The sequence below is a fragment of the Streptomyces sp. NBC_00663 genome, from assembly GCF_036226885.1.
Classification (GTDB): Bacteria; Actinomycetota; Actinomycetes; order Streptomycetales; family Streptomycetaceae; genus Streptomyces.
Genome location: NZ_CP109027.1, coordinates 2,730,008 through 2,748,709 on the forward strand (window position 1 = coordinate 2,730,008; position 18,702 = coordinate 2,748,709).

Sequence of the window (18,702 nt, forward strand, 5' to 3'; positions counted from 1 at the left end):
CTGGTTCAGCTAACGGTCCCCGAAGATCGTGCGGTGCCAGTCCTTCCTGGCGACCGCCGTATTGTCGAACATGACGTGCTTGATCTGGGTGTACTCCTCGAACGAGTACGAGGACATGTCCTTGCCGAAGCCGGACGCCTTGTATCCGCCGTGGGGCATCTCGCTGATGATCGGGATGTGGTCGTTGACCCACACACACCCGGCCTTGATCTCGCGCGTGGCCCGGTTGGCCCGGTAGACGTCCCGGCTCCAGGCGGAGGCGGCGAGGCCGTACGGGGTGTCGTTGGCGAGCGCGATCCCCTCGTCGTCGCTGTCGAAGGGGAGGACGACAAGGACCGGCCCGAACAGCTCGGACTGGACGATCTCGCTGTCCTGGGCGGCGTCGGCCACGAGGGTGGGCCGGTAGTAGGCGCCCTTGGCGAGCTCCCCTTCCGGCGCCTCACCGCCGGTGACCACGCGCGCGTAGGCACGCGCACGGTCGACGAAGGCGGCGACCCGGTCCCGCTGGACGTGCGAGATGAGCGGGCCGAGGTCGGTGCCGGCGGCGAAGGGATCACCCAGCCGCACGGTCTCCATGAGGGCGGCCGTCCGCTCGACGAACGCGTCATAGAGCGGCCTCTGCACATACGCGCGCGTGGCGGCCGTGCAGTCCTGGCCGGTGTTGATGAGCGCGCCCGCGACGGCGCCGTTGACGGCGGCGTCGAGGTCGGCGTCGTCGAAGACGAGGAAGGGAGCCTTGCCGCCCAGCTCCAGATGGATCCGCTTGACGGTGGCCGTGGCGATCTCGGCGACGCGCTTGCCGACGGCGGTGGACCCGGTGAACGAGGTCATCGCGACGTCGGGATGCCCGACCAGATGCTCCCCGGCCTCCTTGCCCGTCCCGGTGACGATGTTGATGACACCGTCGGGGAGACCGGCGTCGGTGGCGGCCTGCGCGAACAGCAGCGAGGTCAGGGGCGTGAGCTCGGCGGGCTTGAGCACGATGGTGTTACCGGCGGCGATGGCCGGAAGAATCTTCCAGGCGGCCATTTGCAGCGGATAGTTCCAGGGCGCGATGGACCCGACGACGCCGATGGGTTCACGGCGGACGTAGGACGTGTGGTCACCGGAGTACTCCCCGGCGGACTGCCCCTGGAGATGCCGTGCGGCACCGGCGAAGAAGGCGGTGTTGTCGATCGTCCCCGGGACGTCGAACTCACGCGTCAGCTTGAGCGGCTTGCCGCACTGGAGCGACTCCGCACGGGCGAACTCCTCAGCCCGCTCGGCGAGCACGGCGGCGAATCGATGGAGTGCGTCCGAGCGCTCGCCGGGGGTCGTGGCGGCCCAGCCGGGGAACGCCGCGCGGGCGGCGGCGACGGCCGCGTCCACGTCCGCCGGGCCGGCCAGCTCGTAGGTGTACACCTCCTCGCCGGTCGCCGGGTCGACGACCGCGTGTGTACGACCGGAGGTCCCCTTGGTCAGCCGGCCCGCGATGAACTGCGCGCCGTCCGCCAGGCGCTCCTGCGCGGGGAAACGCTCCGAAGGGTGCGGGGTGACACTGGCCGGGTTGTGCATGTCGCTCTCCTCCGCCGCCGGCCCGTGTTCACAGGCGGTGGGCGTAGCTCCAGCTCGATTTGAGTGCCGATCCTGACAGAGCAAGTGTCGTCCAACAAGTGATTCCGTTGTTGCCTTTTGGTTACGCGACGGAATCTGTCGACCAGGTGTCGAGCGAGAACGGAAAAGGAAGGACGGAGTGTCAGTGGCGCCTGCCAGACTCGCATGCATGACGAAGATCGATTCTCGGGACGCGCTGGTCAGGGCGTTGGACGCGGGGGCGAGGGTCAAGTACCTGCACTTCTGGGGCCACCGCCCCTTGCCCGACGGCCGGATCGGCGCGAGCTGTCTGAGCCAGTGGTGGCCGTCACCGTTCGTAGTGGACGGAGTGACGTATGCGACCGCCGAGCATTGGATGATGGCCGGCAAGGCCCGGCTCTTCGGCGACGCGGAGGCGGAGCGGCGGATCCTGGCGGCCGGGCATCCTTCCGTGGCGAAGAAGGAGGGGCGGCTGGTGCGCGGCTTCGACGACGCGGCCTGGGAGCGCGAGCGCTTCGGGATCGTCGTCGAGGGCAGCGTGCACAAGTTCGCCTCGGACGCGCGGCTGCGGGAGTTCCTGCTGAACACCGGCGAGCGGGTCCTGGTCGAGGCCAGCCCCGTGGACCGGGTGTGGGGCATCGGCCTCGCGGCGACGGACGAGGGCGCGTTGGACCCGAGGCGGTGGCGGGGGCCCAACCTGCTGGGGTTCGCGCTGATGGAGGCGCGGGGGCGGCTGCGGGCCGACGCGGTCGGCGACTGAGGTAGCCGTGCTTCGGCTGTGCCTCAGGTGACTGCCAGCAGGACGAGCATCCCGACGCCCAGCACGATCCCCACGGCTCCGCAGATGATCCCGGCCAGGGCCTGACCGGGGTTCGTGGCCGTGCCCTTGCTCGCCTTGCCGCGGCCGATCGAGCCGAAGATCACGCCCAGGATGCCCAGGACGATGGCCAACGGCCACAGACAGAAGACGATCGCCGAGAGGATGCCGAGCACAAGCCCGGCGGTGCCCATGCCGTTGGCGGGCAGGGGCTGCATGCCGGGCCAGCCGTAGTACCCCTGGGGCTGGCCGGGGTAGCCCTGGGCTTGCGCCGGGTAACCCTGCGGCTGGCCGGGGTAGCCGTAGCCACCGCCCGGATAGCCGTAGGGCAGCTGTCCGGGGCCGTCGGGGGCGATGGGCGGCGGGGGGACGGACGCCGGGTCGTGGGGGTAGGGGGCGGGGCCGACAGGCGCGGGGCCGACGGGAGCGGCGAAGGGGTTCGGCGTCGGCCCGGTGTGCGGCGGGGCGAAGGGGTTGGCGGGGCCATGGGTGGGGCCGGTCGCTGGACCGCCCGGCGCGGCGAAGGGGTTGGCCCAGGGCTGCGGCGCGGGTGTTCCGCTGTCAGGCGTCGACGTGGAGGCGGCACCCGGGGTCGACGGGGTCGCCCCGTCCGCCCCCGGCATCGACGTGACCGTCCGCTGGTCGTGCACGGAAGGAGGCGGCCAGGAGAGAGGCTCGTTGGAGACGACGGTGCCACCAGGCCCACCCGGACCACCGGAGCCCCCCGACCCGCCTGACCCACCCGCACCACTCGCCCCACTCGGCGAAGCGGAACCCTCCCCCGACAGCGGCACCTCCTCCGCGGACACCGTGGGCATCGCCCCCGCGTCACCGGCCGGCGGCGCCCACGGGTCCCGCTCGACCGGCGTCCCCGCGACGGACGCCCCAGCGGCGGTCTCCCCGGCCCCGTCCGACTTCCCCAGCCCCACCTTGGGGGCCGTCGGCGGAGTCGACCGGTCCCGGATCGGGTCCGGTGTCTGCGCCTCGTCGGACATGCGTGCGATCCCCTCGGTTCGGATGTCCCGTCATGCTACGGCCGGCGACTCCCCGACGCGGGGGCGGCCTACGATGATCCCGAGTCACCGATCAGCCGATCACCCGCGCCCGCCGCACGCCGGCCGAGGGCGCCGTTCCGGGGAGGAACCTTGACCGACCGCCTTGTCGACCCCAGCATCCCGCGCGACCTGCACGCCTTCATCGCGTCGCTGCCCAAGGCCGAACTGCACGTCCACCACGTGGGCTCCGCCTCCCCCCGCATCGTCTCGGAACTGGCCGCCCGGCACACCGACTCCAGGGTCCCCAGCGATCTGGAGGCCCTGGCCGACTACTTCACCTTCACGGACTTCGCCCACTTCATCGAGGTGTACCTGTCCGTCGTCGACCTCATCCGCACACCGGAGGACGTACGTCTGCTGACGTACGAGGTGGCGCGTGATCTGGCCCGGCAGCAGGTGCGCTACGCCGAGCTGACCATCACGCCGTTCTCCTCGACCCGCCGCGGCATCGACGAGAAGGCGTTCATGGACGCGATCGAGGACGCCCGCAAGGCGGCCGAGGCCGAGTTCGGGACCGTGCTGCGCTGGTGCTTCGACATCCCCGGCGAGGCGGGCCTCGTCTCCGCCGAGGAGACCGCACGGCTGGCCACCGACGACCGGCTGCGCCCCGAGGGCCTCGTCTCCTTCGGGCTCGGCGGCCCCGAGATCGGCGTACCGCGCCCGCAGTTCAAGCCGTACTTCGACCAGGCGATCGCGGCCGGCCTGCACTCCGTCCCGCACGCCGGTGAGACGACCGGTCCGGAGACGGTCTGGGACGCCCTCACCCACCTGCGCGCCGAGCGCATCGGGCACGGCACGAACTCCTTCCTGGACCCGAAGCTCCTCACCCATCTCGCCGAGGAGCGGATCCCGCTGGAGGTGTGCCCGACCTCGAACATCGCCACGCGCGCGGTGCGCACCCTCGACGAACACCCGATCAAGGAGTTCGTGAAGGCCGGGATCGTCGTCACCATCAACTCCGACGACCCGCCCATGTTCGGCACCGACCTCAACAACGAGTACGCGGTCGCCGCCCGCCTCCTCGACCTCGACGAGCGGGGTCTGGCCGAGCTCGCCAAGAACGCGGTCGACGCCTCCTTCCTGGACGCACCGGGCAAGGCCCGCATCAAGGAGGAGATCGACACGTACACGCAGGCATGGCTCGCGCCCTGAGCGATCAGCCGACCACACTGCCCCCGCCCTACTCCGCCTAGCCCCACCCCGCCCACCACAATGGACGCATGCAGAAGCTGACCGCAGTGGCCCACCGGGGCGACCCCTACCGCGTCCGTGAGAACACGCTCGACTCCCTGCGTTCCGCGCTCGACCTGGGCGCGGACGCCGTCGAGGTCGACGTACGCCTCACCAGGGACGGCGTCCCCGTACTGCTGCACGACGCGACGCTGAAGCGGCTGTGGGAGCACGACCGGCCGCTGCTGTCCCTGTCCTCGGACGAGGTCCGCGGCCTCACCGACGGCGGGGTGCCCACCCTGGCGGAGGCGCTGGCGGCGGCCGACGGGGCCCGGCTGATGCTCGACCTGCCGGGCACGCCGGACGTGCGGGCGGCCCGCCGGGTGGTGGACGTCGTACGGGAGGCCGGGGCCGAGGACCGCGTGTACTACTGCGCGGGCGCCCCCGCCATGCTCGCCGTACGCGCCGCGGACCCGGCCGCGGAGATCGCGCTGACCTGGACGTCCCTGGCCCCGCCGCGCCCCGTGCTGCTGGACGCGGTACGCCCCCGCTGGCTCAACTACCGTTTCCCGCTGGCCGACAAGGCCCTCGCCGACCGCGTCCACCGCGACGGCCACCTGCTCTCCGTGTGGACGCCCGACACCGTCCGCTCGATGCGCCGACTCGTCGCCGCCGGCGTCGACTCGATCACCTCGAACCGCGTCGACGCCCTCTGTGCCCTGCGCGACCTACAGGCGTGAGCGCTGGGCCACCGTCGCCGGATCGGCGGGGGTCGCGCGGGTGACGTACTGCGGTACCGGCGCCGTGTCCTCGCCGTTGTCGCGGACCAGGCCGTAGCGGATCGCGCCTTGCGGGGGGCCGTAGTTGATGTCCTTGTCCGCCGCCTCCCAGCTGGAGGGGAAGACGGTCAGGCCGTAGGAGGCGCCGCGTTCGTTCACGGTCAGGTCGACGCTGCCGTCGAGGTAGAAGTACTCGTTCTGCCACATCTGCTGGGTGCCGGCGGGCAGCACCGTGAATCCGGTGTCCGGGCCGCCCATGCCGGTGGTGCCGGGCCCGGTGGCGTCGTCCATACGACGGCCGCCGGCCGACGCGACATGGAAGAGCTTGCCCTTGAGGGCGGTCCAGGTGGGCATGGCCAGGCTGCCCGACCGGTCCTGCGGGGCGATCTGCCAGCGCACCAGGACGTACCCCTGCCCGCTGAGCGTCACCGTCTCCCCGCGGTGCTGCATGACCGCCTTCGCGCCCCAGCTGCTGGTGACACCGGCCTCGGGCCGGTGCGGCAGCACCGCCGGCTCGGCGTCCGGGTCGGGAGCCGCGTCGACGGCGTCGACGACCGTGCCGTACAGCTCGACCTTCCGCTGCGTCGGCGACGGGGACGGTGTCGCCGAGGGCGACGGCGAGGGGACGGCCGGGGGGCGGGCCGTGCTGGCGGCCGTGGGGCTGGAGACCGCGCGCGGGGGCGGGTCTTCAGGGGTCTGTACGACGACGTAGGCGCCGCCCGCCACGATCGTGGCGCCCGCGGTCACCGCGACGGCGGGCTGGGTGAGCGCGGCCATCACCTTGGCGGACCAGCCCACCGAGGCGGCCCCCGCGGCCCCCGCCGCCGCTGCCGCCGTCTTGCCGCCGAGGGCCAGCGAGAGGGTGAAGCCGACGGGGAGCGGCACGAGGGCGATGCCGACGAGGAGACGTTCGGCCGGTACGACGGTCTCGCGGGTGTCGCCGCAGTAGCCGCAGCCGCGGATGTGCCGGGCGAGGCGTTTTCGCCAGACGGAGTCGGGGCGGCCGTCCCAGCGCCCGGTGAGTTCGCGCAGGTCGGGGCAGGCGCCATCGAGGGCGCGGACGATGCCGCGCGCGGTCTCCACCCGCTCCTTGAGCCGCTGGACGCGCACGGCCGCGTGCTGTCGGCTGATCCCGGCCGCCGCCGCCAGCTCGCGCCGGCTCAGCTCGCCCGCGACCTCCAGCCACCACAGCGACAGCAACTGCCGGTCCTCGTCGTCGAGCCAGCGCACCGCCTCCGCGACCTCGCGCCGCTGTCCCTCCAACTGGAGCCGCAGCACGGTGAGTTCGGCGAAGTCGGCGGCGTCCTGCGCGGTGGCCTCGGCCAGCGGGGCGGGCGCGGTCCGGCGCCGGGCCCGGTCCCGTATCTGGCGCATGGCGATCGCGACGAGCCAGGACCGGAAACTGTCCGGGTCGCGCAGCGAACCCAGGTTGCCGACGGCCCGCAGCATGGTCTCCTGCACGACGTCGTCGACGTCGGCATGACCGTTCAGGGCGCGGCCGACGATGTTGTAGACGAGCGGCAGCCAGCCCTCGACCAGCTCGTCCAGCGCCTGCCGGTCACCGGCCTGCGCCGCCGCGATGGTGTCGCGCCACTCCCGCGTGTTCACGTCGTCCTTCCGGGTCCGAGATCGGTCCACCCTCTCATCCCTTGGGTGGAACACTCCCGGGTGGAGACGGAACACGGGACTCCCCGATAACACTTTTCCGCCCCCTTAGGGGAACACCCTCTCAACTCCCCTATTTGCAGGCGCTGTTGCTCGCAAAGCCGTCGGATCCTGACACCCTCACCACATGTCCCTCCCCCGCAGAACCCTCCTGACCGCCGCCCTCGCCCTGAGCGCCGGCGCCCTGACCAGCCCGGCCTCCGCCTCCACGCAAAGGACCTCTCCACGCAATGCCCCCGACGCCGAGGCATTGCGCGCCGCCATCGCCGGGCTCCCCGACGGGGACTCGACCTTCGCCCTCGTGCGGATCGGCGGCAGCGACGGCCACTGGCGGGGCGGTGCCGGTGTGCACGACCTGGAGAGCGGTCGGGCGGCCGACCCGAGGGCCTGCTTCCGGGCCGGGTCCACGACGAAGGTCGTCACCGCGGCCACCGTCCTGCACCTGGCCGCCGAGCGCCGTCTCGACCTCGACACCCCGGTCCAGCGCTACCTTCCGGGCCTGTTCACCCCCGCCTTCGACCCGATCTCCGTACGCCAGTTGCTCAACCACACGAGCGGCATCAAGCCGGGCGACGGCTTCGACGACCCGTACGCCCACCGCTTCGACACGCTGCCCCCGCAGCAGGTCGTGGCGTCGGCGATCGCGAAGGGGCCGGCCTTCACACCGGGGACGCGGCAGCAGTACCTCAACATCAGCTACACGGTCCTCGGCCTGCTGATCGAGAAGGTGACGGGCCACTCGTACGCCACCGAGGCCACGCGGCGTGTCCTGCGCCCGGCCGGCCTGCACGACACGTACTTCCCCGGCACCGACCCCCGCATCCACGGCCCGCACAACCGCGGCTACCAGCGGATGACGGCGGCCGACGGGACGACGACCCTCGTCGACGTCACCGAGTGGAACCAGGCGGACCGCTGGGCGGCCGGCGACATGATCTCGACGACCGCCGACCTGGAACGGCTGCTGCACGCGCTGTTCCGGGGCCGGATCCTGCCGGGACCGCAACTGAAGGAGATGTTCACGGTCCCGGCCGGCATCGACGGGGCGACCTTCAGCGCCGGGCTGCAACGCATGGCGGTGGGTGGCCGGGTCTACTGGTGCAAGACGGGGGCGCGCTACGGCTACAGCACCGCGCTCGCCGCGACCCGCGATCTGCGCCGGACCGTCGTCTACTCGGTGGGCGACACCGACGCCAAGGACGAGGCGTCGAACCCGGTCATCGACCGGATCGTCGCGGCGGCAGTCAAGTAGCGAGCGCGGGCGCGGCCTCCCAAGTCACGGCGGTCATCGCCTCCAGCCGCTTGATCTTCCTCCGTACGACATACAGCGGTACGACCCCGAACACCCCGAACGCCATGTCGATCACGCTCCACCAGAACGGGATCCCGCGGACCGGCCCGCAGATCAACGCCAGCGGGACGATGCCGGCGCAGGCGATCATCCCGAACTCGACGACCCAGATGTTGCGGACCGGATCGCGGTAGGGGCCGTAGAAGGCGACCGCGATGACAAGGTGCGCGAAGGCCAGCCAGTCGGTGCCGTAGAGGAGGAAGGGGTAGTCGGCGTCGGCGGTGTCGAGGCCCTGCCGGACCCGGGTGATCCAGTCCGTCAGGGCGTCGGGCGCGGGCAGATGGCTCAGCAGCTCCTCGGTCCAGCGCAGTTCGTGGACGAGGGGGAAGGCCGTGGCGCCGCTGAGCACCAGGCAGATGACGAAGAGGACCAACCAGGCACGGATGCCCTTGAGCAGGGCGGCTCTGTCGCTCATGGGAGGAGCGTACGCCTGGAGTTGAACATGTTCAAAAAGAGGTCGGGGGCATCGAGGGGGCGACGGTCGGCACGGTCGTCTCGATGTGCGAGGGCGCCGCGCTGGGCGAGGGGTCGGGGGTCGCGACCGGTTCCGACGGCACCGGCGTCGGCGTCGCGGAATCGCGCGCGGGACTGCTCGCGGGCGGCGGCGCGAGCGGGACGGTGGGAGACGCGGGGGCGTCGGAGGCCGCCAGCCGCAACGGCAGTACGACGAGAGCGGCGGCGGCGCAGACCAGTCCCGCCCCGGCGGCGGCGCGCAGCAGCTTGCGCCGGGCGGCGCCACGCCGGATCGCCTCGTAGCTCCCGGCCGGCGGACCGAGATACTCGGCCGGCGGACGCAGCATGACGACAAGCGGGTCGTCGGAGCCGAAGCCTTCGGAGGCCTCGGAACGGAAGCCCTCGAAGCCGTAGCCCTCGGGGCCGAGGTCGAAGTCCGGGCCGTCGTCAGCGGGTGTGGTCAAGACTCCTCCTCAGATGGGCGCGGAGCAGTTCGCGGGCCGCGTGGAGGTCCGCCTTGACGGTTCCTTCCTTGCGTCCGGTCAGCATCGCCACCTCCCGGATCGGCATGTCGGCGTAGTAGTGCAGGAGGATCGGGACGCGCAGCCTTTCCGGCAGCGACTGGACGAGCAACCGTACCGAGGGGTCCGCCTGTTCGGGCCGGGCGCTGAGCTCCGCCTCCGTGGTCGCCCGACGTACGGCCCGGCGCTCGCGCTCCAGCTTGCGCCAGTGGTCGCGGACGAGGTTCGCCGTGGTGACGTAGAGAAAGCCCTGGGGTTCGTCCACCGCCGTCCAGCGCGCCCACAGCCGGGTGAACGCCTCCGAGGCGATCTCGTGGGCCGTCTCGTCGTCGTCGACCAGCCGACGGCACCAGCCGGCGAGGCGTGGATAGAGGGCGGCGAACAGCTCGGACGCTGCCTTCTCACGGGACCGTTTCAACGTTCTCCAGGAATGGGGGGTTCACGGGCTCACTGGCTCACTGGCTCACTGGTCAAGACCCCGAACCGTCGGCACGCGTTCCGACGGGGCGGGATCTCGGCGTCAGGACGTCGTGGGGCTCGACGCGGCGAAGACGATCACGTTGTCGAGGTATCCGTCACCGGTCCGCGGGCCACCGCAGGTGATGAGCCGCAGCTCCGGCCGGTCGACGTCGCCGTACACCTCGTCGGACGGGAAGTCGGCCTTGGCGACGGTCCGTACGGCGGTGACGGCGAACCCGGCCTCGGTCCCGTCCGCCAGACGCGCCGTGATCCGGTCGCCGCGCCGCAGCGCCGCGAGACGCCGGAAGACGCCGTCGCCGTAGGAACCGACCGTGACATGGCCGAGGATCACCGACGGTCCGGTCCGTCCCGGCACCGGCGAGTGCTCGTACCAGCCGGCCCGGTCGTGGGCCGTGATCGGCGGCACCTGCACGCTGCCGTCCGGGGCGAGGCCCAGCCGGATGACGGGAGTGTCGACCCCGATCGCCGGGATCCGCAGCCGGACCGGTACCGAACTCCCCTCCCCCGCCCCCGACTTGGCGGCCGGAGAATCGGCGACGGTCGGCGGCGCGGCAGAAGCGCCGCTCCCCGCCCCGGCCCCCGGCCCCCCGCAGCCCGCCAGCAGCGCCGCCGGAGCCGCGAGGGCGAAGGCCCGCCGCGAGAGCGGACTCATGCCCCGTGCGCCCGCCGACGCCGTACGAGCACGGCGGCACCGCCACCCAGTACGACCGCCGCGGCGGCGCCCCCGCCGACGAGCGCGCCCCCGCCGCCGCCCGAGGACTGCGCGCTCACCCCGGTGTCCGGCGCCCCGCTGGGCACGACGGAGACCTGCCCCGGGGACGGCGCCAGGGTCGGCTCGGCACTCGGCTCAGTACTGGGCGCCTCACTCGGAGCGGCAGTCGGCTCGGCACTCGGTTCGGCGCTCGGCGCGGTCGTGGCGCTCGGGACGGGGCTCGGCGTCGCGGTTCCCCCGTCCGCGAAGGCGGGCGCCACGCCGGTCAGCACGGCGGCACAGGCAAGTGCCGCGACGCCCAGGACAGTTGTACGCATGGATGACTCCCTTGCTCGGTCCGTCCGCCCGTCGGTCGGGCGGGGTGACGGATCGAGCGGAGAGACGACGCGGCCCCGACGCGGGTTGCAAAGAGATGGTAAAGCCGTCGAGGCGTGCCTACAGCCCCACGATCGCGTTCCACCGCTTGGAGAACTCCACCCGCTCACCGGACGTGATGTCCCGTGCGATGACGAGCCGTTGACGCATCTCGTCGTCCGGGAAGATCAGCGTGTTCTCGGCCAGCGCGGCCGTCTCCTCGTCCTTGGCGGAGGCGAGGACGTCCTTCGCGGCCGGCACCGGGCAGACGTAGTTCACCCACCCGGCCAGCTCCGCGGCGACCTCGGGGTCGTAGTAGTAGTCGACGAGCCGCTCGGCGTTGGTCTTGTGGCTCGCGAGGTCGGGGATCATCAGCGAGTCCGACCAGAGCTCGGCGCCCTCCTCGGGGACGACGAAGCGGATGTCTGGGTTGTCGGCCTGGAGCTGGATGACATCGCCGGAGTAGGCCTGGCAGGCGAGGACGTCACCGCTGACCAGGTCCTTGGTGTAGTCGTTGCCGGTGAAGCGGCGGATCTGGCCGCTGTGCACATACTTCTCGACCTGGTCGCAGACCTGGTGGAAGTCGTCGGCGGTCCACGTCCTGATGTCCACGCCGTTGCCCTGCATCAGCAGCGCGAACGCCTCGTCGAGGCCGGACAGCAGGGTCACCCGGCCCTTGAGGCCGCTGTCCCACAGCTCGGAGACGTGCCGTATCTCGCGTCCGAGGCGGCGGTGGTCGTAGGCGATGCCCGTGATGCCCGACTGCCAGGGGACGGTGTGCTTGCGGCCCGGGTCGAAGGCGGGTGAACGGAGCAGTGGATCCAGGTACTTGGTGACGTTCGGCTGGTTCGCCCGGTCCATCGCCTGGACCCAGCCGAGGCGGACGAAGCGCGCGCACATCCAGTCGCTCATGACGATCAGATCGCGGTCCGTCGACTGGTGGTTCATCAGTGCGGGGCTGATCTTGCCGAAGAACTCGTCGTTGTCGTTGATCTCCTCCACATAGTCGACGGAGATCCCGGTCCGCTTCTCGAACGCCTCCAGCGTCGGCCGCTTGGTGGTGTCGTCGTCGTCCGTGTCGATGTAGAGCGGCCAGTTCGCCCAGGCCAGCCGCTTGTCACCGGCGGAGAGATCGGCACCGGCCCGGTCACCCGGTGCCACATAGGCGGCGGGCACCCCGCACCCGGCGAGACCGCCGAGCACCGCCCCACCGCCGAGGACACGCAACAGGGTCCGACGGGAAAGGGACTTCGACGTGAGGGACATGCACGGCAGCATGCCCCTCACGTCCACGGCCGGACAATCGACGCTGCGTCGATCCGCGGGCGACACACCAGACACCTTGTCGCCCCCGACCACGCAGGTCGGCCGTGACGCCGCTCAAGGCAGAGAATTACGCGTCCAACGAAGTCATCACGTGCTTGATCCGCGTGTAGTCCTCGAACCCGTAGCCCGAAAGGTCCTTGCCGTACCCGGACTTCTTGAACCCGCCGTGCGGCATCTCGGCGACCAGCGGAATGTGCGTGTTGATCCACACGCACCCGAAGTCCAGCTTCTTGGACATCCGCATCGCACGCCCGTGGTCCTTGGTCCACACGGAGGAGGCCAGCGCGTAGTCGACCCCGTTGGCCCACTCCACGGCCTGGTCCTCGTCCGAGAAGGACTGGACGGTGATGACCGGCCCGAACACCTCGTTCTGGATGATCTCGTCGTCCTGCTTCAGCCCGGAGACCACGGTCGGCGCGTAGAAGTACCCCTTCTCACCGACCTGGTGACCGCCGGCCTCGACCTTGGCGTGGGCCGGCAGCCGCTCGATGAACCCGGCGACCTGCTTGAGCTGGTTCGGGTTGTTGAGCGGGCCGAACAGCACGTCCTCGTCGTCCGGCTGCCCGGTCTTGGTGTCGGCGGCGGCCTTGGCCAACGCGGCCACGAACTCGTCGTGGATGGACGACTGCACCAGCACGCGCGTGGCCGCCGTACAGTCCTGTCCCGCGTTGAAGAAGCCGGCCACGGAGATGTCCTCGACGGCCTTGGCGATGTCGGAGTCCTCGAAGACGACGACCGGCGCCTTGCCGCCCAGCTCCAGGTGGACCCGCTTGAGGTCCTTGGACGCGGACTCGGCGACCGACATACCGGCGCGCACGGACCCGGTGATGGAGGCCATGGCGGGGGTCGGGTGCTCGACCATGAGCCGCCCGGTGTCACGGTCGCCCGTGACGACGTTGAAGACACCCTTGGGCAGGATCGACCCGATGATCTCGGCGATCAGGACCGTGGAGGCCGGAGTGGTGTCCGACGGCTTCAGCACGACCGTGTTGCCCGCGGCGAGAGCCGGCGCGAACTTCCACACGGCCATCATCATCGGGTAGTTCCAGGGTGCGACCTGGGCGCACACACCCACCGGCTCGCGGCGGATGATGGAGGTCATGCCCTCCATGTACTCGCCGGCCGAGCGGCCCTCCAGCATCCGCGCGGCGCCCGCGAAGAACCGGATCTGGTCCACCATCGGCGGGATCTCCTCGGACCGCGTGAGCCCGATCGGCTTGCCGGTGTTCTCCACCTCGGCGGCGATGAGGTCCTCGGCACGCTCCTCGAACGCGTCCGCGATCTTCAGGAGGGCCTTCTGCCGCTCGGCGGGCGTCGTGTCGCGCCATGCGGGGAAGGCGCGCGCGGCGGCCTCCATCGCGGCGTCGACGTCCGACTGCCCGGACAGCGGCGCGGTCGCGTACGCCTCGCCCGTCGCGGGGTTGACCACGTCCGTGGTCCGTCCGTCGGCGGCGTCCCGGAACTCACCGTCGATGTAGTTGCGCAGACGACGCAGCTCGGTGCTCACTGCCGGCCTCCTGTGTCGGGTCGAACTGTCCATTGGTTGAGACACCCACCCTAATCGCCCGGCCCACGTTTTCAACACCCCCGCTCCCGCCGATGCTGCGAAATCCGCAGGTCTCAGTCACGTAAACAACGAATTTCATCGGTACGGCCTTGCGGAAGTGTCGAGACGTCGTGCACAGTGAGCTCGTGGCCAGTCGAAGCACAGACCCCAGGGACTCGCGGATCACCCGAGAGTCCAGGAACGGCACCCCGCACCTGGATGCCGTCTCCCTCGCCATCATCGAACAGCTCCAGGAGGACGGCCGTCGGCCGTACGCCGCGATCGGCAAGGCCGTCGGCCTCTCCGAGGCGGCCGTGCGCCAGCGCGTCCAGAAGCTGCTCGACCAGGGCGTGATGCAGATCGTCGCCGTCACGGACCCGCTCACCGTGGGCTTCCGCCGGCAGGCGATGGTCGGCATCCATGTCGAGGGCGACGTCGAGTCCGTGGCCGACGCGCTGACCTCCATGGCCGAGTGCGAGTACGTGGTGATGACCGCGGGCTCCTTCGACCTGATGGTGGAGATCGTCTGCGAGGACGACGACCACCTGCTGGAGGTCATCAACCGACGTATCCGCGCCATCCCCGGCGTGCGCTCCACCGAGAGTTTCGTTTACCTGAAGCTCAAGAAGCAGACCTACATGTGGGGAACCCGATAACCGTGAGGACCCGATAACCGTGAGCTCCAAGGACCTCAGCCAGACCGCGTACGACCACCTGTGGATGCACTTCACCCGCATGTCCTCGTACGAGAAGTCGCCCGTCCCCACCATCGTCCGGGGCGAGGGCACCCACATCTACGACGACAAGGGCAAGCGCTACCTGGACGGTCTCGCGGGCCTGTTCGTGGTCCAGGCCGGACACGGCCGTGTCGAGCTCGCCGAGGCCGCCTTCAAGCAGGCCCAGGAGCTCGCGTTCTTCCCGGTGTGGTCCTACGCCCACCCGAAGGCCGTCGAGCTGGCGGAGCGGCTGGCCCACCACGCACCGGGCGACCTCAACAAGGTCTTCTTCACCACCGGTGGCGGCGAGGCCGTCGAGACCGCCTGGAAGCTGGCGAAGCAGTACTTCAAGCTCACCGGCAAGCCGACCAAGTACAAGGTCATCTCCCGCGCGGTCGCCTACCACGGCACCCCGCAGGGCGCCCTGTCCATCACCGGCCTGCCCGCTCTGAAGGCCCCCTTCGAGCCGCTGGTCCCGGGCGCGCACAAGGTCCCGAACACCAACATCTACCGCGCCCCGATCCACGGCGACGACCCCGAGGCCTACGGCCGCTGGGCCGCCGACCAGATCGAGCAGCAGATCCTCTTCGAGGGCCCCGACACGGTCGCCGCGGTCTTCCTGGAGCCGGTCCAGAACGCGGGCGGCTGCTTCCCGCCCCCGCCCGGCTACTTCCAGCGGGTCCGCGAGATCTGCGACCAGTACGACGTGCTCCTCGTGTCGGACGAGGTCATCTGCGCCTTCGGCCGCCTCGGCACGATGTTCGCCTGTGACAAGTTCGACTACGTCCCGGACATGATCACCTGCGCCAAGGGCATGACCTCGGGCTACTCCCCGATCGGCGCCTGCATCATCTCCGACCGCCTGGCCGAGCCGTTCTACAAGGGCGACAACACCTTCCTGCACGGCTACACCTTCGGCGGCCACCCGGTGTCGGCCGCGGTGGGTCTGGCCAACCTCGACCTGTTCGAGCGCGAGAACCTCAACCAGCACGTCCTCGACAACGAGGGCGCGTTCCGCTCGACCCTGGAGAAGCTCCACGACCTGCCGATCGTCGGCGACGTCCGCGGCAACGGCTTCTTCTACGGCATCGAGCTGGTGAAGGACAAGGCCACGAAGGAGTCCTTCAACGACGAGGAGACCGAGCGCGTGCTCTACGGCTTCCTCTCCAAGGCCCTCTACGACAACGGCCTGTACTGCCGCGCCGACGACCGTGGCGACCCGGTCGTCCAGCTCGCCCCGCCGCTGATCTCCAACCAGGAGACCTTCGACGAGATCGAGCAGATCCTGCGCGCCACGCTGACGGAGGCGTGGACGAAGCTGTAAAGCCGTTCGGCCGCAGCCCGGGGTGCACCCGTCCGAGTGACAGGGCGCACCCCGGGCCGCGTGCTGTCCGGGGTTCCGGCCCCGGCTCCCTAGCGTGCCCTGTAACCGATCGGCCCTGTCTTCGTTCCCCCGCTCGGGGGATCAACGGCCGGGAAAACGGATCAGATACGAGGTGTACGCCCATGGAGGCCCCGCCCGACAACGACGTGCTCTGGGCCCGCGCCCTGCACTTCACGCACCCCGACGGCTCACCCGCGCTCGGCGGCGTGTCGCTCGGCGTCCGCGAGGGCGAGATCCTCGCGGTGAACGGCCCGCGCGGCAGCGGCAAGACGACGCTGCTCAGCTGTCTGTCGGGGCTGGTCCCGGCGCAACGCGGCGAGGTCTGGTTCAACAGCGCCCCGGTCCACACCATGGGCCCGATGACCCGCGAGCGCCTGCGCCGCGACCGTTTCGGCTGGATCGACCCGGCCCCGGTCCTGGTCCCCGAGCTGAACGTATGGGAGAACGCCGCCCTCCCCCTGATGCTGCGCGGCACCAGCCGCCGCCGGGCCAAGGTGGCCGCCCTGGAGTGGCTGGAGCGCCTCGACATCGGCGACAGATCCCGCAGCCGCCCCCATGAACTCACCCAGCCGGAACGCCAGCGCGCCTGCATCGCGAGGGCTCTCGCTCCCGCCCCGACGGTCCTGTTCGCTGACGAGCCGACGGCCCCCCTGCACCGCGCGGACCGCGCCCACGTCCTCCGCACCCTCACCACCGCGGCCCGCTCCCACGGCATCACGGTCGTCCTGGCGACCCACGACGCCGAGACGGCCGCGCTCGCCGACCGCACGGTCTCGCTGCTGGACGGCCGCCGCGTGAACACAGTCCACCTTCCCCCGGTCCACGAATCGGAACCGGCAGGCCAGGGGGCCGCGTGCTCGCTCTCCGTCTGACCCGCGGCGCCCACCCGGCCGTCCACCTGCGGCGCCTCCTGGTGTCGACGGCCGCGGCCGGTACGGGCTTCCTCCTCCTCTGCACCCTCGGCTACGCCATGGCCCACCAGGACGACCCACGCGGCTCCCTGCTCCGCCTGGCCTGGTGCCTGACCCCGCTGGCCGCCACGGTCTACTTCGCCCTGGCGGTCGCCCGCACCGACCCCGGCACCCGCCCCCGCCCCGGCCTGGCGGCGATCGGCCTGGGCCCGGCCCGCCTGATGGCCGTCTCGGCGGCGACAACAGCCCTGTCCTGCCTGCTCGGTTCGATGGTGGCGCTGCTGTTCTTCCTCCACCTGAGGGGCGACCTGACGGGGATGCCCTTCGACGGCGCGGGCGCGGGCTTCCTGGCCCCGGAGAAACCACTGCCCCTGCCGGCTGCCCTGACCCTGCTGGGGTTGGTACCGGTGATCGCATCGGTGACCGTCGCCTGGGCAATGCGCCCAAAAGACGACAGACCGAAGGGGACGACGAGGTCGTACGGCAGGTTCGGCGCGTACGGCACAACGGGAACGAGGGAGACGTTCGGCTCGTACGCCCGCTTCGGCTCCCGCCTCCGGCCGGCCCCGCCCGCCACGGGCACTCGATCCGCTCAGCCTGCGGGCAGTCGTGCCGCTGGGGCGGCACCCGGCCCAAAGAAAGGCGGCACCCCGCAAGCGCGGGCAAGCGAAACGCTCCCCACCGCAACCCCCACCGAGAGCACCCCGCCCGACAACCTGGACCCCACCACCCTCCCCCCAACCCCCCAAGAGTCCCCAAAGGGCCTCCCCTGGGGCATCGCCGTACTCGCGGCAGGCCTCGCCGTAGAGGCGTACGCAGGCAGACAGGACACCACCCCCCTCCCAGGCGGCCTCACCGGCGGAGCCCCCGGCACGCTCATCGGCTGGCTCCTCACAGCCGTAGGCCTCGCGCTCGCCGGCCCCGGCCTCACCCACCTCTGTGGCCGCCTCCTCCAGTCCGCCCGCCCCGGCGCCCTCCGCCTCCTGGCCGGCCGCGTCCTCATGGCGGAAGCCACCCGCATCGGCCGCCCCCTCGGCGTGGTCTGCGCGGTCGCGTCCGGCACGTACGCCATGACCACCCTCCACGGCACGGCGACCACTCCGGAGATCGGCCCGCTCACCACCCTCGGCCTGCTCCTGGTCACCGGCTGCACCCTCGCCACGCTCGCCACCGCGGCCGTGGAGGCGAAGCACGCCCGGGCCGACACCACCGCCGCACTCCTCCGTCTCGGCGCCCCCGCGACGATGCTCCGCAGCGCCGCCGCCCTGCGCGCGGGCGCGGTGCTGGCGCTGTTCGGCCCGCTCACCCTGGTCGTGGCGGAACTGGCGGCGCTCCCCCTGACCCACTGAGCACACGCCCACCAAGAACTCGTACGAAAAAGATCCCCGGGCGCCGATGAGTTCCTGATCCGCCCCCGGTCTACCCACCGAACAGCACGCACCCCGATGGGAGAGACCACGATGACCGCGACGCCCTACCAGCAGATGATCTTCATCAACCTGCCCGTGAACGACCTCGACGCGTCGAAGAAGTTCTTCACGGAGCTGGGCTACTCGATCAACCCCCAGTTCAGCGACGAGAACGCGGCTTCCGTCGTGATCAGCGACACGATCGTCGCGATGCTGCTGACCAAGCCCTTCTACGCCACCTTCACCGACAAGGAGATCGTGGACGCGACGAAGAGCAGCGAGATGCTGGTCTGTCTGAGCGCCGAGAGCCGCGAGAAGGTGGATGAGCTGGTGGAGAAGGCCGTCGCCGCGGGCGGTACCGCCTCGGCGAAGATCCAGGACATGGGCTTCATGTACGGCCGTGCCTTCGACGACCTCGACGGCCACACCTGGGAGGTCGTGTGGATGGACCCGGCCGCGGTGCAGGGCTGAACCACCCCCG

General features: G+C 71.1%; 19 protein-coding genes. 9 read left to right on the forward strand and 10 right to left on the reverse strand.

Going from position 1 to position 18,702, the window contains the following annotated elements:
• Positions 1–9: 9 nt before the first annotated feature.
• Positions 10–1,554 (reverse strand): gamma-aminobutyraldehyde dehydrogenase, encoded by a 1,545-nt coding sequence (locus OG866_RS12105; protein WP_329334123.1) that lies wholly within the window; start codon positions 1,552–1,554, stop codon positions 10–12.
• Positions 1,555–1,762: 208 nt separating this feature from the next.
• Between OG866_RS12105 and OG866_RS12110 the strand changes: the two genes are divergently transcribed.
• The gene (locus tag OG866_RS12110; RefSeq protein ID WP_329334124.1) at positions 1,763–2,332 is read left to right on the forward strand and encodes an NADAR family protein; all 570 of its coding nucleotides are present in this window, start codon (positions 1,763–1,765) and stop codon (positions 2,330–2,332) included.
• A 23-nt stretch (positions 2,333–2,355) separates the two neighbouring features.
• Here the strand turns inward: OG866_RS12110 and OG866_RS12115 are convergent, their stop codons facing one another.
• Positions 2,356–3,384: a DUF4190 domain-containing protein gene (locus tag OG866_RS12115; RefSeq protein ID WP_329334126.1), complete on the reverse strand. Its 1,029-nt coding sequence runs from the start codon at positions 3,382–3,384 to the stop codon at positions 2,356–2,358.
• Between the two features lie 150 nt (positions 3,385–3,534).
• Here OG866_RS12115 and OG866_RS12120 point away from each other — a divergent pair, with 150 nt between their 5' ends.
• Positions 3,535–4,596, forward strand: coding sequence for an adenosine deaminase (locus OG866_RS12120; protein WP_329334128.1), 1,062 nt, complete (start codon positions 3,535–3,537; stop codon positions 4,594–4,596).
• Between the two features lie 68 nt (positions 4,597–4,664).
• Positions 4,665–5,354, forward strand: coding sequence for a glycerophosphodiester phosphodiesterase (locus OG866_RS12125; RefSeq protein WP_329334129.1), 690 nt, complete (start codon positions 4,665–4,667; stop codon positions 5,352–5,354).
• Here OG866_RS12125 and OG866_RS12130 read toward each other — a convergent pair.
• Positions 5,343–7,031, reverse strand: a complete 1,689-nt coding sequence (locus tag OG866_RS12130) for an RNA polymerase sigma factor (protein ID WP_443063520.1) — start codon at positions 7,029–7,031, stop codon at positions 5,343–5,345. The genes OG866_RS12125 and OG866_RS12130 overlap by 12 nt on opposite strands.
• A 154-nt stretch (positions 7,032–7,185) precedes the next feature.
• Here OG866_RS12130 and OG866_RS12135 point away from each other — a divergent pair, with 154 nt between their 5' ends.
• Positions 7,186–8,310 carry a serine hydrolase domain-containing protein gene (locus OG866_RS12135; RefSeq protein ID WP_329334131.1) on the forward strand — a complete coding sequence of 375 codons (1,125 nt, stop codon included), beginning with the start codon at positions 7,186–7,188 and terminating at the stop codon, positions 8,308–8,310.
• On the opposite strand, the gene OG866_RS12140 is transcribed toward OG866_RS12135, so the two are convergent.
• From OG866_RS12140 to OG866_RS12170, 7 genes are all read right to left on the reverse strand, one after another.
• Positions 8,303–8,824: a hypothetical protein gene (locus OG866_RS12140; protein ID WP_329334133.1), complete on the reverse strand. Its 522-nt coding sequence runs from the start codon at positions 8,822–8,824 to the stop codon at positions 8,303–8,305. The two genes, OG866_RS12135 and OG866_RS12140, sit on opposite strands and share 8 nt — an antisense overlap.
• A 31-nt stretch (positions 8,825–8,855) precedes the next feature.
• Positions 8,856–9,326, reverse strand: a complete 471-nt coding sequence (locus OG866_RS12145; protein WP_443063521.1) for a hypothetical protein — start codon at positions 9,324–9,326, stop codon at positions 8,856–8,858.
• Entirely contained in the window at positions 9,310–9,801 is a 492-nt protein-coding gene (locus OG866_RS12150) for an RNA polymerase sigma factor (RefSeq protein ID WP_329334134.1), read from the reverse strand. The genes OG866_RS12145 and OG866_RS12150 overlap by 17 nt, the downstream gene beginning before the upstream one ends.
• Positions 9,802–9,903: 102 nt before the next feature.
• Complete coding sequence (locus OG866_RS12155; RefSeq protein WP_329334135.1) at positions 9,904–10,515, reverse strand: class F sortase; 612 nt, start codon at positions 10,513–10,515, stop codon at positions 9,904–9,906.
• Positions 10,512–10,892 (reverse strand): sortase-dependent protein, encoded by a 381-nt coding sequence (locus OG866_RS12160; RefSeq protein ID WP_329334137.1) that lies wholly within the window; start codon positions 10,890–10,892, stop codon positions 10,512–10,514. The genes OG866_RS12155 and OG866_RS12160 overlap by 4 nt, the downstream gene beginning before the upstream one ends.
• 118 nt (positions 10,893–11,010) lie before the next feature.
• Positions 11,011–12,195: a polyamine ABC transporter substrate-binding protein gene (locus tag OG866_RS12165; RefSeq protein ID WP_329334138.1), complete on the reverse strand. Its 1,185-nt coding sequence runs from the start codon at positions 12,193–12,195 to the stop codon at positions 11,011–11,013.
• A 127-nt stretch (positions 12,196–12,322) separates the two neighbouring features.
• Positions 12,323–13,762, reverse strand: coding sequence for a gamma-aminobutyraldehyde dehydrogenase (locus OG866_RS12170; protein ID WP_329334140.1), 1,440 nt, complete (start codon positions 13,760–13,762; stop codon positions 12,323–12,325).
• A gap of 170 nt (positions 13,763–13,932) precedes the next feature.
• Between OG866_RS12170 and OG866_RS12175 the strand changes: the two genes are divergently transcribed.
• The 5 genes from OG866_RS12175 (at position 13,933) to OG866_RS12195 (ending at position 18,692) form a co-directional block, all read left to right on the forward strand.
• Positions 13,933–14,457, forward strand: coding sequence for an Lrp/AsnC family transcriptional regulator (locus OG866_RS12175; RefSeq protein WP_329334142.1), 525 nt, complete (start codon positions 13,933–13,935; stop codon positions 14,455–14,457).
• Between the two features lie 19 nt (positions 14,458–14,476).
• Positions 14,477–15,841, forward strand: coding sequence for an aspartate aminotransferase family protein (locus OG866_RS12180; protein ID WP_329334144.1), 1,365 nt, complete (start codon positions 14,477–14,479; stop codon positions 15,839–15,841).
• A gap of 182 nt (positions 15,842–16,023) precedes the next feature.
• Positions 16,024–16,773, forward strand: coding sequence for an ABC transporter ATP-binding protein (locus OG866_RS12185; protein ID WP_329334146.1), 750 nt, complete (start codon positions 16,024–16,026; stop codon positions 16,771–16,773).
• On the forward strand, positions 16,755–18,161 hold the full coding sequence (locus OG866_RS12190; RefSeq protein ID WP_329334148.1) for a hypothetical protein: 1,407 nt from the start codon (positions 16,755–16,757) through the stop codon (positions 18,159–18,161). The genes OG866_RS12185 and OG866_RS12190 overlap by 19 nt, the downstream gene beginning before the upstream one ends.
• A gap of 111 nt (positions 18,162–18,272) precedes the next feature.
• A complete protein-coding gene (locus OG866_RS12195) occupies positions 18,273–18,692 on the forward strand; it encodes a VOC family protein (protein WP_329334149.1) in 420 nt (139 codons plus the stop codon).
• The last annotated feature ends 10 nt before the right edge of the window (positions 18,693–18,702 follow it).

Bases quoted from the DNA above. Each gene is read 5' to 3' on its own strand.
- OG866_RS12105 (WP_329334123.1), bottom strand. From the start codon at position 1,554: ATGCACAACCCGGCCAGTGTCACCCCGCACCCTTCGGAGCGTTTCCCC.
- OG866_RS12110 (WP_329334124.1), top strand. From the start codon at position 1,763: ATGACGAAGATCGATTCTCGGGACGCGCTGGTCAGGGCGTTGGACGCG.
- OG866_RS12115 (WP_329334126.1), bottom strand. From the start codon at position 3,384: ATGTCCGACGAGGCGCAGACACCGGACCCGATCCGGGACCGGTCGACT.
- OG866_RS12125 (WP_329334129.1), top strand. From the start codon at position 4,665: ATGCAGAAGCTGACCGCAGTGGCCCACCGGGGCGACCCCTACCGCGTC.
- OG866_RS12135 (WP_329334131.1), top strand. From the start codon at position 7,186: ATGTCCCTCCCCCGCAGAACCCTCCTGACCGCCGCCCTCGCCCTGAGC.
- OG866_RS12140 (WP_329334133.1), bottom strand. From the start codon at position 8,824: ATGAGCGACAGAGCCGCCCTGCTCAAGGGCATCCGTGCCTGGTTGGTC.
- OG866_RS12155 (WP_329334135.1), bottom strand. From the start codon at position 10,515: ATGAGTCCGCTCTCGCGGCGGGCCTTCGCCCTCGCGGCTCCGGCGGCG.
- OG866_RS12160 (WP_329334137.1), bottom strand. From the start codon at position 10,892: ATGCGTACAACTGTCCTGGGCGTCGCGGCACTTGCCTGTGCCGCCGTG.
- OG866_RS12165 (WP_329334138.1), bottom strand. From the start codon at position 12,195: ATGTCCCTCACGTCGAAGTCCCTTTCCCGTCGGACCCTGTTGCGTGTC.
- OG866_RS12185 (WP_329334146.1), top strand. From the start codon at position 16,024: ATGGAGGCCCCGCCCGACAACGACGTGCTCTGGGCCCGCGCCCTGCAC.
- OG866_RS12195 (WP_329334149.1), top strand. From the start codon at position 18,273: ATGACCGCGACGCCCTACCAGCAGATGATCTTCATCAACCTGCCCGTG.